Annotated in this window: 13 protein-coding genes; 3 read left to right on the forward strand and 10 right to left on the reverse strand. The window is 71.0% G+C overall.

Annotation, left to right across the window (positions count from 1 at the left end; all coding sequences use genetic code 11):
* Positions 1–32: 32 nt before the first annotated feature.
* From ACN6LB_RS44520 to ACN6LB_RS44530, 3 genes are all read right to left on the reverse strand, one after another.
* Entirely contained in the window at positions 33–575 is a 543-nt protein-coding gene (locus tag ACN6LB_RS44520) for a hypothetical protein (protein WP_356143334.1), read from the reverse strand.
* Between the two features lie 305 nt (positions 576–880).
* Positions 881–1,822 carry a LysR family transcriptional regulator gene (locus ACN6LB_RS44525; RefSeq protein WP_445030906.1) on the reverse strand — a complete coding sequence of 314 codons (942 nt, stop codon included), beginning with the start codon at positions 1,820–1,822 and terminating at the stop codon, positions 881–883.
* 21 nt (positions 1,823–1,843) lie between these two features.
* Positions 1,844–2,824, reverse strand: a complete 981-nt coding sequence (locus tag ACN6LB_RS44530; protein ID WP_445030907.1) for a fibronectin type III domain-containing protein — start codon at positions 2,822–2,824, stop codon at positions 1,844–1,846.
* Positions 2,825–3,223: 399 nt separating this feature from the next.
* Between ACN6LB_RS44530 and ACN6LB_RS44535 the strand changes: the two genes are divergently transcribed.
* Positions 3,224–3,958 carry a glycoside hydrolase family 75 protein gene (locus ACN6LB_RS44535; RefSeq protein ID WP_445030908.1) on the forward strand — a complete coding sequence of 245 codons (735 nt, stop codon included), beginning with the start codon at positions 3,224–3,226 and terminating at the stop codon, positions 3,956–3,958.
* An 85-nt stretch (positions 3,959–4,043) separates the two neighbouring features.
* Here the strand turns inward: ACN6LB_RS44535 and ACN6LB_RS44540 are convergent, their stop codons facing one another.
* From ACN6LB_RS44540 to ACN6LB_RS44550, 3 genes are all read right to left on the reverse strand, one after another.
* Entirely contained in the window at positions 4,044–5,477 is a 1,434-nt protein-coding gene (locus tag ACN6LB_RS44540) for a glycosyltransferase family 39 protein (protein ID WP_445030909.1), read from the reverse strand.
* A 361-nt stretch (positions 5,478–5,838) separates the two neighbouring features.
* Entirely contained in the window at positions 5,839–6,570 is a 732-nt protein-coding gene (locus ACN6LB_RS44545) for a hypothetical protein (RefSeq protein WP_445030910.1), read from the reverse strand.
* Between the two features lie 222 nt (positions 6,571–6,792).
* The gene (locus tag ACN6LB_RS44550) at positions 6,793–7,410 is read right to left on the reverse strand and encodes a TOPRIM nucleotidyl transferase/hydrolase domain-containing protein (RefSeq protein ID WP_356143321.1); all 618 of its coding nucleotides are present in this window, start codon (positions 7,408–7,410) and stop codon (positions 6,793–6,795) included.
* 350 nt (positions 7,411–7,760) lie between these two features.
* Between ACN6LB_RS44550 and ACN6LB_RS44555 the strand changes: the two genes are divergently transcribed.
* Entirely contained in the window at positions 7,761–8,135 is a 375-nt protein-coding gene (locus ACN6LB_RS44555) for a VOC family protein (RefSeq protein ID WP_356143319.1), read from the forward strand.
* Positions 8,136–8,207: 72 nt separating this feature from the next.
* Here the strand turns inward: ACN6LB_RS44555 and ACN6LB_RS44560 are convergent, their stop codons facing one another.
* Positions 8,208–9,707, reverse strand: coding sequence for a metallophosphoesterase family protein (locus ACN6LB_RS44560; RefSeq protein ID WP_445030911.1), 1,500 nt, complete (start codon positions 9,705–9,707; stop codon positions 8,208–8,210).
* A 93-nt stretch (positions 9,708–9,800) separates the two neighbouring features.
* Positions 9,801–11,237 (reverse strand): amidase, encoded by a 1,437-nt coding sequence (locus ACN6LB_RS44565; protein WP_445030912.1) that lies wholly within the window; start codon positions 11,235–11,237, stop codon positions 9,801–9,803.
* 98 nt (positions 11,238–11,335) lie between these two features.
* Here ACN6LB_RS44565 and ACN6LB_RS44570 point away from each other — a divergent pair, with 98 nt between their 5' ends.
* Positions 11,336–12,184 carry a helix-turn-helix domain-containing protein gene (locus ACN6LB_RS44570; protein WP_445030913.1) on the forward strand — a complete coding sequence of 283 codons (849 nt, stop codon included), beginning with the start codon at positions 11,336–11,338 and terminating at the stop codon, positions 12,182–12,184.
* 24 nt (positions 12,185–12,208) lie between these two features.
* Here the strand turns inward: ACN6LB_RS44570 and ACN6LB_RS44575 are convergent, their stop codons facing one another.
* Both ACN6LB_RS44575 and ACN6LB_RS44580 read right to left on the reverse strand, forming a co-directional pair.
* The gene (locus tag ACN6LB_RS44575; protein ID WP_445030914.1) at positions 12,209–13,378 is read right to left on the reverse strand and encodes a serine hydrolase domain-containing protein; all 1,170 of its coding nucleotides are present in this window, start codon (positions 13,376–13,378) and stop codon (positions 12,209–12,211) included.
* Between the two features lie 232 nt (positions 13,379–13,610).
* Positions 13,611–13,837: PTS sugar transporter subunit IIA domain-containing protein (locus ACN6LB_RS44580; RefSeq protein ID WP_458576042.1), on the reverse strand; the 227-nt coding region annotated here is incomplete at its 5' end.

Here is a 13,837-nt window from a genome sequence, read left to right on the forward strand (position 1 = left end):
GGGGAGGGGGCGGCCGCCGCTGCCACGAGTGATCAGAGCCGGTGGGGCTTGGCCCGCCGGCGCAGGAACCAGGCCGTCGCCACGGCACCCGCGGCCACCAGGGCCCCTCCACCCGCGAGGGTGGCGGTGCCGTAGTCCTTGGCGGCTCCGCCGAGACCGCCCATGACCCCGCGCGAGGGCGAGGCGGTGGCTGTCGCGGAGATCGTGGGGGTCGAGACGATGATGGACTGGGTGCCGGCCGTCGACTTGTCCGTGCACAGCACGATGACGGTGTAGGTCCCGGCGCTCACGTTCGACCAGGAGGCCGACTGCGCCGTGCTGGTCCCGGACAGAGTCGCCTGGCGCCCTTGCGCGAAGTTCGCCTGACCGCTCGACAGCAGCGCGGCGCTGCCGAAACTGCCGTCGGTGGCCATGCTGGAACACGCGCTGGTAGTGACCGAAACCGAAGTCCCGCTGGTGCTCACCGAGATCCCTGACCCCGAGGCGAGCGCCGACGGAACGGCCAGGGCGAGCGGAAGCGCGGCGGCCGCGGCCACGGTCAGGCCGGAGCGGAGAAGTATCTGAGTAGTACGCACAGGACTGCCCTCCAACGGCACGGTTGGCGGTACGTCCGATGCCCGCCGAGGATTGGGAAACGCCCGTGCTGCCTCAGGAAGAGCCAACGCGCCCCCGGCCGGGCCCGCACTCGGGGAGAGCCCGGGCAGGTGACGGATTCCTTCGTCCGGCCGACGGACGCCGGCTGACAGCCGACGCTCATGGCCGACGTCCGGGGGCTCTCACGGCGAACGCGACGCGCCGTGCATCAGGCGCTCACGCACACCTGGACAACCGGCCGTCTCGGGACCGGGCGGCGCGGCACGAGCCTGGGTGGGCCCGTGTGTCACCAGCTGCGGCCCGCCTGGAGGAGTCGCTCCTGTACGAGCACCACATGCGGGTTCTCCGGTATCCCGGGGCGCCGGGTGACGTACGCGGTGTTGATCGGCGGGTCCTCGGGGGACAGCAGCTGCACCAGGGCACCCGAGGCCAGCTCGGCGAGGCAGAGGTAGCGGGGGAGCACGCTGATCCCGGCGCCGGCGACGACCGCCGCAAGGACACCCCGCAGGTCGGGCACCGTGATCGCCGCCTGGCCACTGAGCCGGACGCCGAACACATGCCGCCAATAGCGGCGGGCGATGGGCAGATCCTCCGCGTACGTCACCAGGGGAACGCCGTGCAGGGCGGCGGGACCGTCGGCGGCCACCCGGGCGGGACCGATGCGCTCGGCCCACTCGGGCGAGGCGACCAGCACGAACTCCTCGTCAGAGAGGGCCACCGATGTCAGGGTGCGGCCGCGTGGTCGGCTCGTGGCGATCACCAGGTCGAAGTGGCCGCCGCGCAACCCCTCCAGGAGGTCGTCGGTCAGGCCGGTGGAGACCCGTAGCCGTACGCCCTGGGAGGTGAGCGGTGCCAGTGCGGGCAGCGCCAGCGTGCACAGCATCTCCGCCGGACCGGCGAGATGGACCGGGTCCGGCGGCTGATCGGGTCCGGACCCGCCGCGGTCCGCGACCACGGCGAGGGCGTCGAGCGGCGCGGCGACCTGCGCGGCCAGCTCGTCCGCCACCGACGTGGGTACCACTCCGCGAGGCCGACGCTCGAAGAGCTCCCGGCCCAACTGCTCCTCCAGCGCACGCATCTGCATCGTCACCGTCGGCTGGGACAGGCCCAGCAGTCGCGCGGCCGCCGTGAACGACCCGGCGCGGTGGACGGCGAGGAAGGTGCGCAGCTGCGACAGATCCAGCGGAGCGCCGACGCCGGGCAGGCCATTCGGTTCCTTATGGGCCATGGGCGCCACCCTACGCTCGCGCTATCGGTGGTCACCGCCGGTGGTCACCGTCCGTTCCGCCGTGAACCCGCCCCACGTCCCGTCCGGCAGCTTCGCCCGGATCCGTACCCGGTGCACGACTCCGGCGTCCCGCCCCACGTAGAAGCTGTAGGTGGCCTTGCCACTGGGTGCGGTGCCGCCCCAGACGAGCGAGGTGGCGGGCTGCCTGTCGAGGTGGATCTGATACTCCGTGATCACACCGTCGACGCGCGGCGGCACCCACGACAGGTCCAGGTAGTACGCCCCCTGCGCGCGATGGGTCGTCGCGCGAAAGCCGGTGGGGGCCGTGCCCCGTCCGTCGTCCGAGCCGGGCGCGGTGGTGAGCCGGACCGCGTCGCTCGCGGGCGAGACGTTGTCCGCCGCGTCGCGCGCCCGCACGGTGAAGGAGTAATGGGCGCCCGGCCGCAGGCCCGTGACGACGGTCGCGGTCAGGCCGCCGCCGACGCTGTGGATCTTCGAGGCGCCCTGATAGATGTCGTACGACACCACGCCCCGGTCGTCCGTCGACTTCGCCCAGGACAACTGGGCCGCCCGGCTTCCGACCGCCGTGCCGTGCAGCCGGCCGGGGCGGGTCGGGGGCGTGCGGTCGGCCGCGACCGCCGCCGGTGTCGTGGCGCGCACCTGTTCACTGGGCGGACCGGCGTTTCCGTCGGCGTCGAGGGCCCTGACCGTGAAGACGTAGGCCGTGGACGGCGTGAGCCTGGTGATGTCCACCATGTGCTCTCCACCAGGCACTTCCTTGACCTTCGTGGTGCCGCGATACACCTCGTACCGGGTCACATGCGGGTCGCCGGTCGCCCGGTTCCACATGACGTGCACACTGGTCGCGCTGCCCGCCGCCGCGGTGACCCCCATCGGAGCCGAGGGCAGGCGGACCCCCCGGCCGTCGTCCGTGCCGCCCCAACCGCAGGACGCCACAGCGAGCAGTGAGCCGCAGAGGACCGCGGCGGGAACACGTCGCACGGCCGTGCCTCCCTTCACCGGGATTGGTCTGTACCTATTGGACATCGTTGACGCGCTCGCATCAAGAGGGTGGAGGCTGTTCGCCGGACCGCTCGCGGGCTACGTATGCTGATCCCTGACGCGGCGTGAACTCGCCCTCTACCCAGGGGAGTTCATGCCCTCGGCGCGGACCGCTGTCGTCGCAGATCCCGCGCCGGCGAGAGCGGTCGAGTGGCCGGAGCCGAGTGCGGCTTCGGTCCTCGGCCGCACGGAGTCCGCCCTCCGGGCGCCCGACGGAACTCCGCCGACAGGGACCTGCCCCCGTGCACCGTCCGGCCCCCTTCCGGTGGACGCACCGTCAGATACCCCCCAGGTTTGGGTGAGTGCCCGTCAGTGTCCCCCAGGAGAGGGTCCCTTATCGTGCGTGTCCAGTCGCTCACGCTGGCCGCGGCCGGTGCCGCTCTGCTCGCCCCCACCATGCATGCCTCGGCAGCCGGCCTCACCGGACCGGGGTCGGACCCCGTTTCCGTCGCCGTCGCCCGCCCGCATCACGCACCGGTGGCGCGCGAAGGCACGGTCGGCGCCGCTGAGCTGCTGGCCAAGGTGCGTGGATGTATCCCCGTGTCGAAGGGGCGCTACCGCAGCGACGAGGGCACCCGCGCCGACATCCCCGTCTGTGGCAAGCGGGGCGCCGTGTTCTGGAAAGCCGACATGGACATCGACTGCGACGGCCGGGCCGGGGTGCGCTGCAACCGGCGCACCGACCCCCTCTTCTCCTCCACCACGGCCTACCAGCAGTCCGACGGCCGTCACCTGAGTGCCGAGACGCTCCCGTATGTCGTCGTGCCCGCTGCCAGCCGGATCTGGAACCACCGTGACCACGACGTCCGTGGCGGCGCGGTGGCTGCCGTGATCTACAAGGACCGCGTCCAGTACGCGGTCGTGGGCGACACGGGCCCCCGCGACATCATCGGCGAGGCCTCGTACGCCACCGCCAAGGCCCTCGGCATCCGCCCCGATCCGCGCGGCGGCGGAACATCCGGCGGCGTCACCTATCTCCTGTTCAAGGGCTCGGAGGTATCGCCGATCGAGAGCCACCGAGCCGCGGTGAAAGAGGGCGACGCGCTGGCGCGGAAGTTCTTGAAGGAGAATTGATCGACCTCCACCCGAAGGGCCACCGCGGGCCCGGTTGCTCCACCCGTGCCCGGGCGGTGACGGCCTGACGGCGGGTGATCGCGGCTCAGCGAGGGCGGCGTTGGTAGACCACGACTTTGCGGCCGCGTTCGCTCGTCTCGGAGCGGCGGGCGAAGTACGCCTTGAGGATGCGCTGCTTGGTCCGGTCGCGCGCCGTGGCGGCGGACGACGCGCTCGCGTCGGTGACGACCACGATGCGGCGTACGGTCAGCATGGCCTTCGCTATCTGGCGCGGTGTGCCTTCCCTGCCGCTCAGGGTGCCGGATGCCAGCGGGTCCTTGACCAGTGCCACGTCATTGAGTCCGGCGAATTCGGCGGGTGAGACCAGGGCGGTGTCGCGACGCGCCGCGGGGATGTACAGGACCGCGTCACCCTGTTCACGGACCGCGGCGACGTTGTCGGCCGTGGCAAGCACGTCGTCGATCCGGCCGTTCGCGCTGCGCAGGGTCAGCTGGACGGGGAGCAGTCCGAGGAAGGCCAGAGCCGTGATGGTGGCGATCGTCCGCCGGGGCGATGTCCGGATGCGGACGGCGAGTGCGTGGCACGCTCCACCGATGAGCAGGGCAAGTCCGAGGTTGCCGAACAGGACGTAGCGATCCAGGTAGACAGGGCGGGACAGAGAGACGGCGAGGAGCAGGAGCGGAGGAGTCGCGAGCAGGGGCAGGGCGAGCGTGGTGAGCGAGATCCGGGTGCCGCGGTGGGCCCGGCCGACCGCTCCTGATCGTATGAGCCATGCACAGAGCGTGCCCGCGACCAGCGTCGCCAGGAGGCCGACCAGCGTCCCCGGTTTGACCGGGGGGATCCAGGCGACCTGCCCCGACTGGGCCCTGCTCGCCACGATCAGGGGTAACGCGCCCAGTACGGCGGCGCATGCGGCGACTGCCCATCGCAGGACGGTCGCGCGAGGCGGGCGGGCGAGGGCGATCGTCACGGCGTGTGCGAACAGCACCAGGAGGGAGAACCAGTTGAGCAGTGCGGCCAACAGCATCACCGCGCTGTACGCCGCCCAGCGCCCTGGCCCCGGGCCTCGGCCGGCGACGGCGGCGACGAGCAGCCGGCAGGCCAGCGCCACGCAGGCGGTCACCAGTGCGTACGGGCGTCCCTCCTGCGCGTACTGCTGGATCGCGGGGAGGAGGGCGAATGCCAGGCCCGCGGCCACTCCCGTGTACTTCCCGGCCAGTTGGCAGGCCAGGCGGGTGATCAGGGCGGCGGCGCCGGTCATGGCCAGCACGGAGGGCAGCCGCAGAGTGAGGAGGCTGTCGCCGAAGATCGCGAAAACGTCGTGCATGAAGAAGTAGTAGAGGCCGTGGACCACGTCGGCCCGGCCCAGCAGGTGCCAGATTTCGGGGACGGTCCGATGGGCCGCCTCCCACGTCGCCGCCTCGTCACGCCACATGCTGTTCTCGCGCCTGAGCCCCCATGAACCGAGAAGGAACGTGAGGGCCGGTGGCACCCACGCGGCAAAATGTGTTCTGGGCATGACAAAGCTCCGGGGCGGCGTGAAGGAAGTGACCGAACTCGGGCGGCCGCAGCACGCTCCCGATCACGTGCAACACGCTAGGCCGCGGGATGATCACGGTCGTCACCTGCGATGGCGACTCCGGAGTTGCGTCGCAGGAACTACCGCGAGCCCGGCGTGGGTCGTAGGGCGTACGCCTTGAGTGGTAGTCGCCTGCGCAACCTGATGGGGCATGGGGCGGAGCATCGCGGACGCCTCAGCGACGACGTCGTCACTTGTGCATGCCTGTGCCTGCCCGCCGGGAACGACATGGTGCTGCGGACCGGAGGGTCCTGCCCAGGCGTGCCCGGCGGGTCAGTGCGGTGCGGTCGGCGGCGGGCGGTCAGCCCTGCTTCGCCGTGTCGCTCTTCGCCTTGAGCGACGCCACGACCTGTTCGGTCAGCTTCCTGGCACTCGCGGCGCCGTTGTCGCTGCCGTCGGTGGACAGCACGCTGACGACGGCCGTGCCCACACGGGCGGCGATCAGAGTGGTGCCGTTGTCCCAAGTGCTGTCGCTGAGGGTGATGGCGTACGCGTCGTCCCCGAGCCCGGCCGCGGAGGCGCCGGTGACCGTCACCTTGCTGTGGGTGTCGGTGTCCGTGTAGCTCGGGCATGCGGCGACGACCTTCGCCAGGCCCTTCATCACCTCCGTCGAGGCCGTGCCACGGTAGACGTCGATCTCCTGGTCGAGCTCACCGGACGCCTTGCTGATGTAGGAGTTCTGCGCGAACGACACGCCCTCCACGCCGGTGAGGCTGATCCAACTCGTGGCATCGAGGTCGGCGCAGCGGGGCTTGGCGGCGCTCTTGGTGGCCGGGGCCTGGTAGGTGTCGCCGGTGTCCCGGGAGAGGCTCGCGTCGGCGGCGAACCCGGACGGGAAGTACGACGCGGGCGCCAGGGCTGCCTTCAGCTGCGTACCCGTCAGCAGACCGGCGTTGGGGTCCTTGGACTTGGCCGGCTTCGCGGAGGGGCTCGTGCCCGCCGAGGAGCTGGTGGAACCGGAGGAGCAGGCCGCCAGGACCAGCGGGAGTGCCGCGGCGGCGAAGGCCGCGAAAGTGCGAGAGGAGAGACGCATCGGAATCCTTGGGAAGTTGCACAGTTGCGCCGCGCCGGGTGGGGCTGGGAGACGAGGCTCCCGTGTGTACGGGGGCGTCCGGAAGCCGGGCAGGCGGGGCCGGAAGATCAGCGGGCCCGGGCAGACCCTAGGGGTCCGGAGGCCACGAACAGATGTCCAATTGACCAAAGCTCGGTCAAAGCAACCCGTCTCATCTGTAGTTTTACTGTCTCTTGGCGGAACTCAGAGGCTCGTGAGGAGGCCGTCGAGCGGGGCCGGCACGCGCGCGGGGTCAAGGGCCTCGACGAGGAGACGGCCGTAGCGGATCTTGCGGCCCTTCTTCGTGCCGAGGAAACGCCGCAACTGCTGCTGCCGGGGCCGGTCGTGCTGGGCGGGCTGGCGCAGGAAGGTCTGCCAGGCGCGGAGGTCGCCCTCGGCCCGGACGATCTCCTCGACGCCTGCCGTGCCCAGCGCGCGGATGAGCTCGTCCTCCAGGTCCCTCACGCAGACGAAGAACCCCCGGTGCGGCGCCTGCGCCCGCTTCAGCCCGCGGTCGTAGAAACGCTGCTCGCCCTCGTCGCACAGTCCTGCCAGGCGCAGGCCGAGGCCGGGCGGACCCAGGAGGCCGGCGTACCGGCCGATGCTCATCGCCCCGCCCATCGATACGACGCACACCCCCTCGGCGGCAAGGTCGCGGCCACGCCGTACGGCCAGCGCCTCGACGGCCGCGAGGTCGCTCGGCCCCTCCAGCAGGACCGCCGTCCGCACGCCCAGCCGCACAGCCAGTTCCCGCACCGATCCGCCGGGACCGCCGCTCGCCCAGCCGCCGACCGCGTCCCGGAACGCCCGCATGTCCGCCATGGAGCGAGTCTGCACCTTCACCGACGACACGGCACGCGATATTCAACGGCCCCACACGACCTGTCCGACGCCCTCGTCACCGGGGCAGCAGTCTCTCTGAAAGCCCCGCTCATCACCCAACTCCCTTACTGAGCACACTGCTTCGGCGTCGGGGTGATCTCGGGATCAGGTAGGGTCTGTCGACGTGAACACCGGACCGGCGCTACGCCATGCACGGATTGGCCACCCGGTGGTGGACTGATCGCACGGCGGGTGCACACAGCGCACCCCCTCATTTCGGCACGCGGACCTCCCAGTGCTTCTGCACCGAGAGTCCGTTCTTCGTGTCGTACACAAGTGAGGTCAGCCGAATGCCAGTCACGTTCAATCACACCATCATCGCCACCAAGGACCGCAACGAGTCGGCTCAGTTCTTCCGTGAACTGCTGGAACTTCCGGAAGCACCGTCCTGGGGTCCGTTCACCAACATTCAGCTCACCGATGGCGTGTTGCTCCAGTTCGCCGAGCCGCCGGTGGAGATCCAGATGCAGCACTACGCCTTCCTGGTCGACGACGAACTGTTCGATCGGGCATACCGGCGGTTGTCCGATCGCGGCATCGAGCACTGGGCCGACCCCCAGATGCGACGGTCGGGCGAGATCAACAATGAACACGGTGGCCGAGGCGTGTACTTCAAGGATCCCGCCGGTCATGCGATCGAGCTGATCACCCGCCCGTACCTGTAGACCGCAGACCGGGCGGGCGCCGCACTCGCGGCGCCCGCCCGGTTCGCGACTCCGGCCGAGCAGCGGACGCCGTCAGACGAGCGGGATGGTGACCTCGTCCTCGACGGGCGAGTCGAGTTCCTGCCGGCGGTTGCCGGTGGCGGCGTAGCAGCGCAGTCGGATCGACTGCGGGGTGACGTCCAGGCGCAGGAAGCTCTTGAAGAAGGGCGGGCTGTAAGTGGCCGAGCCGGGGGAGAAGAGCTGCGTGTAGGCCTTGCGCACGGGCAGACGCAGCCGGGCGGCACGGCCGGGGCGGCTTGCGGCACCGAGGAGGCCGGCTATCAGACGGACGCGAGGCGTGACCCGCACGGGCGGGTTCTGGGCGCGAGTCGGGGGTATGCCGAGACGCTGCGCGATGACGGCCGTCGCCTGGGCCTCGGTAAGGGTGAACAGCCGGCGCATGCGCAGACGGCGCCCGTAGAGCCTGCTGTAGAAGGCCAGGGAGTCGCCGCGCAGCGGGTAACAGCGGAAGTCGTCCTCGGTGACGTGCGCGAGGTCGACGCGGGGGATGGTGTGGGTGGCGTGCATGAAGGCGCCGCCCCCGCCCGAGACGACGTACTGGATGGTGCGGTCGCCCACCGGCACCGGATAGCGCTGGTAGTTGTGGATGTCGCCGCCTATCACGGCGGCGTAGCGGTGCTCGGGGTCGCGGACGATGTCGTCGACCGTTCCGCCGCCGTCGATGGGGCAGGGATGGTGCTCCCCGTCCACGTACAGGGGAGAACCGGTGACGAGGATCTTCGGGAGGGGGCCCCGGGACACCTCCCGCAGCCATCGCCCCTGCTCTGCGTCGACGGTTCCCAGCAGGCCGGTGTCGATGCCGATGATGCGCACCGGTCCCGCGTCGACAGCCCAGTACGGGCCCGGCTGGCGGGCCTGTTGGGCGGGGGAGGAGCGCAACTGCCGTGCCGCGGCGAGGCGTTGCTCGTCGGCCGGGCGCGGCTTGTGCCACAGCAGCGACCGAAGCCGGTCGCGCACCGACGACCGGGGTACGGGCTGCGGCGCCAGGGGCGGGGCGTCGCAGAAGACGCGCATGAATCCGTGGAGGTCGTCGTACCAGTCGTGGTTGCCGGGTATCGCGTAGATGGGCGCCTGGTAGTCCTGGTACGGGCGGTGGAACTTCGTGTCGTAGTCGTCGGTGCTGCCGACCGGATAGATGACGTCGCTGGCGAGGACCGTGAACCTGGTCCCCTCGCTCACCTTCAGGAAACCGGGGACCACGGCGTACTGGGGCTCGTCTCCCTCGCCGGTGTCTCCGATGACCATGAAGGAGAAGTGGTCCTCCTCCTTGCGCCGGATCACCCCGTCGGCGGGTGCACCGGCCGCCGCCTGCTGCTCCACCCAGCGGCTGCGGGTGCGGCCCGTCGGATCCCCGAACCAGGAGGCCAGCACGCCGTTGCGGGCAGGCCAGAGCGTCTTCGGGTTCAGCCAGGAGAGTTTCTCGACCCGATGCGGCATCAATTCCCTGTAGCTGCCGCGTTCTTCGGTGTCCCAGCCGGCGCCCGTGGCCGTATCGCGTGAGGAGTCAGACATCGACGAACCGTAACAACGCGCACCGGCGAGGCGGGAGGGGGCTCCCCCGTCCTGGTGGCAGGCACACCGCCACCGACGGGGGAGCCTGCGCCCTCAGCCGAGGGCCGGACGCCGATCGGCCCAGGGGTGTGCGAGTTCGAGGGTGCGAGCCACTTGGAGCAGGAGGTCTTCACGCCATGGTGCGGCGACGATCTGGACGCCGACGGGCAGGCCGGTGGCGTCGTCGTGGTGGAGCGGGACGGAGATCGCCGGTTGGCCGGTCACGTTGAAAACCGAGGTGAACACGCCCATCGGGTAGCTGTTGAGCAGTGCCATCAGGGGATTGTCGTCGGTGCCTGCCCGCCAGGCACCGACCAGCGGCGGGAGACACGCCATCGTGGGCGTGACCAGAAGGTCGAAACCGGCGACGAAGCCCTCGACGATGCGCCGCGACAACTGCTGCGTCTTCTTCACTGCTTCCGCGTAGGCCCACGAGTCGATCGATCGCGCCGCGTCACGCAAGGCACGATTGTGCGGCTCGACCCGGTCCGGGTCCGCGAGCACGACCCCGGCACCGGCGATGTTCCATATGGTCGTGAAGGCCGCGACCAACTCCTCGGTCGGCGGCAGCGGGAGGCGCGTGTCGACGATGTGGTGGCCGGACGCTTCGAGTGCGCGAAGCGCTACGCCGACGGCCGCCGCGCACACCGGGTCCACTCCTATTCCGCCGATCGGCGAGTCGGTGAGCGCACCGATCCGCAGCCCGGTCGGCATGTCACCCTCCACGGCGGTGGAAAAAGACCTGCGCGGGGTCGGGGGCGACCACCACGCGGCCGGATCATGACGTGCGAGCACATCGAGGGCGGCCGCGGCGTCCGCCACCGAGCGGGTGAGCACACCGCTGGTACCGAGACCCTCCACGCTGACCGTCGAGTTGGTGACCAGCCCGCGAGTGGGTTTGAGCCCTACGAGGCCGTTGCACGAAGCCGGGATACGGATCGAACCGCCGCCGTCCTCGGCGTGGGCCATGGGCGCCATGCCGGCGGCGACGGCAACGCCCGCTCCGCTCGACGATCCGCCCGGAGTGCGGTTCGGGTCCCACGGGTTGTGCGAGGCACCCAGCGCCTCGCTCTCGGTGAAGGGCAGCGTGCCGAACTCGGAGGTGGTGGTCTTGCCGAGCAGCACGAACCCGGCGTCCACGAACCGGCGCACGACCGGGTCCGATGCCGCGGCCGGCGCCTGGCCGGCCCCGGCGGACCCATGGGTGGTGGGCCATCCGGCCACGTCAAGAAGGTCCTTGATCGGCAGCGGGACGCCGAGGAAAGGCGGGAGGTCCTCGGGCGACGCGGCCCGCATCACCGCGTCGGCCGCGGCGGACGCGGCTTTGCGGACGTCGTCGTCGGCCCGGTGACAGAAGGCGTTCAACCGGCCGTCGAGCTCGTCCATCCGCTCCAGACACCCATCGGCCACCTCGACCGGGCTCACCTCCTTTCGGCGTATGGCCGCGGCGAGTTCGACAGCCGGCGTGAACGGGTCAATCGGCGAGCGCATCACGAGCGGTCCCTTCCGGTCCGGGTACGTGCAGGAGCCGTCAGTGTCGGCTCGTATCCGACGCCGGGTCTTGGACGAATGTCGCGTAGCCTGACGCCATGCGATCCGCCAGGTCGGCTCATGACGCTGCCGCGGTATGGGACATCGCCACCCCGTCTCGGCCCGGCCGGGTGCCGGGGGTCAGCATGGCCAGCTTCCGCGCCCGTACCGCCGACCCCGTCGACCTGAGCGTGGTCCCCTACCCGGCGGTCACGGTGGCCCTCAACCTGGGCGACGGGCTGCTCGCCGTCGACGACTTCGGCGGCCGGCTGCCGAACGGCGGTGTCGTCGTCGGCCTCGCGTCCAGCGGCGTTCGCGGGTACGGCCGTGACATCGAGTGCCTGCAGGTCCGGCTGTCGCCGGTGGTCGCCCACGCGGTACTGGGCGCCTCCTCGGAGCTGGGCGGGGTGGTCTCCCTCGAAGACCTCTGGGGCCGCGACGCCGCGCGTATCCACGAGCAACTGTGTGCTGCCGGGTCATGGGAGGACCGGTTCGCCATCGCGGAGGCCGCGCTCGCGCGACGGCACGAGGCGGGCCGAGCGGTCGATCCGGAGGTCGCCTTCGTCTGGCGGCAAACGGTGACGAACCGCGGAGCGGTCCGGATCGAGCGGTTGGCGGACGAGGCCGGTTGGAGCCGTAAGCGTCTGTGGTCCCGGTTCCGGTCCCAGGTCGGCATCAACCCCAAGCGCGCGGCCCAGCTGGTCCGTTTCGACCACGCGGCCCACCGCCTCGCCGCGGGCCACAGCCCCGCACTGGTGGCGGCGGAGATCGGCTACGCCGACCAGTCCCACCTCCATCGGGATGTCAGGGCCTTCGCCGGGGTGACGCCAACAGCCGTCGCGGTCGCGCCGTGGCTCGCGGTCGACGACGTCGCGTGGGCCGCCCCGGCATACCTGTCCAAGGCCTGACAACGGTCTGCAGGCAAGCGCTGTTCAGCGGCACAGGGCCGTGTCCACGACCCTCTCGGCCCGCTTCATGGCTGCCTCGTCGGTCGGCTGGACGGTCACCGCGACATTGGCGGCGCGGCCGTCGTCGGTGACGCCGCCCCGGGTCTCGTATCCCGGGAAGCTGCCACCGTGCCCCCAGGAGACACCGCCGCACGACAGCGGCGTACTCACGAGCCCCAACCCGTAGCGGGACCCGGTGGCGAAGGGATATCCGGCGGGGACGGTGGTACGCATCTGGGCGAGCTGGGCCGCCGGCAGGAGACGGCCGGCCAAGAGCGCGGTGAAGAACCGGTTGAGATCGGAGTTGGTGGAGACCAACTGACCTGCCGCCCAGCCCCAGGAGGGGTCCGTTTCCGTGACGTCGCGCAGTGGCGCGCCCGCCGACTCCTGGTAGTAGCCGTGCGGGTGGGGTTCCCGGATGGTCGCGTCACCCGAGGCGGGGAAGTAGGTGTGGTGCAGCCCGATGCGCTTGATGACGCGCTGGTCCATCACCTGGGCGAGGGGGCGGCCGGTGACCTTCTGGATGATGAGGCCGGCCAGCACGTAATTGGTGTTGCTGTACTCCCATTTCGTCCCGGGGGCGAAGTCGGCCGGGTGCCCGAGAGCGAGGTCGAGGAGCTCGTGAGGGTCGTAGGTGCGGACGTCGTCGCCGAGATACTCGGTGTAGTTGGGAAGGCCGCTGGTCTGCTGCAGGAGCTGACGGACGGTGATGTGGCGTCCGTCGATCCCCTCCCCGCGTACGAGACCGGGCAGATAGGTGTCGACCGTGGCGTCGAGGCGGATCTTCCCCTCACCGACCAGTTGCAGCACGACCACCGCGGTGAACACCTTGGTGTTGCTGCCGATCCGCAGCTGACCGTCCCTGGGCACCTTCGAACCGGTGGCCAGGTCGCCCACCCCTGCGGTGTAGGTACGGGTGCGGCCCGCGCGGTCCGTCACGCTCGCCAGCGCGGCGGGCAGGCCATCGGAGTGCACCAGCGCGTTCAGGCCCTGCTGCACGGTGTCCGGCCGGGCGGCAGCGGACGCCGCGGGCGGCGCCAGGGCACCCGTCGTGAGGGCGCCCACGATCAGCGCGACCGCGACCGGCGCGGCCCTGGGCCGCCCTCCCCGCTGCCGTCCGGAAAACCGAGACCTCTGCCATACCTGCTCACGCACGAGTCAACTCCTGGGGAAACGTGGGGAAACCAGCGTCATGTACCGGCCCCAGCATTTCCGACCGCGATCTTCCGGAGCGATCCTGCTACCCGCCCAGAGCGGGGTAGGGCTACCCCCCCGGCACGCTCAGCCGAGGGGAACAGGGCAGAGGACGGCGGCTGTTGGCCCGCTCGCGTCGGGAGGCGTGTGTGCGGAGGGCGGCGGACCGGCCGCGCCCTCCGCTGTGGCCGCGTCAGGCCTTGCGGTAGGAGTACGCCTCCGCTGCCGCCGCTTCCACCGCCGCGAGGTCGGCCCCGGCGGAGGCCGTGACGACCGCGGCGACCGCGCCCTCGACGAAGGGTGCGTCCACCAGGCGGGTGCGGTCGGGGAGTTCGTCACCCTCGGCGAGCAGGGCCTTCACGGTGAGAACCGCGCTGCCGAGGTCGGTGAGGACCGCGACGCCGGCGCCGCGGTGCACCG

The organism is Streptomyces sp. SAS_270 (assembly GCF_052543295.1).

Excerpts from the sequence above, each read along its gene's own strand:
- ACN6LB_RS44525 (WP_445030906.1), bottom strand. The coding sequence starts at position 1,822 with ATGGCCCATAAGGAACCGAATGGCCTGCCCGGCGTCGGCGCTCCGCTG.
- ACN6LB_RS44540 (WP_445030909.1), bottom strand. The coding sequence starts at position 5,477 with ATGCCCAGAACACATTTTGCCGCGTGGGTGCCACCGGCCCTCACGTTC.
- ACN6LB_RS44545 (WP_445030910.1), bottom strand. The coding sequence starts at position 6,570 with ATGCGTCTCTCCTCTCGCACTTTCGCGGCCTTCGCCGCCGCGGCACTC.
- ACN6LB_RS44550 (WP_356143321.1), bottom strand. The coding sequence starts at position 7,410 with ATGGCGGACATGCGGGCGTTCCGGGACGCGGTCGGCGGCTGGGCGAGC.
- ACN6LB_RS44555 (WP_356143319.1), top strand. The coding sequence starts at position 7,761 with ATGCCAGTCACGTTCAATCACACCATCATCGCCACCAAGGACCGCAAC.
- ACN6LB_RS44560 (WP_445030911.1), bottom strand. The coding sequence starts at position 9,707 with ATGTCTGACTCCTCACGCGATACGGCCACGGGCGCCGGCTGGGACACC.
- ACN6LB_RS44565 (WP_445030912.1), bottom strand. The coding sequence starts at position 11,237 with ATGCGCTCGCCGATTGACCCGTTCACGCCGGCTGTCGAACTCGCCGCG.
- ACN6LB_RS44570 (WP_445030913.1), top strand. The coding sequence starts at position 11,336 with ATGCGATCCGCCAGGTCGGCTCATGACGCTGCCGCGGTATGGGACATC.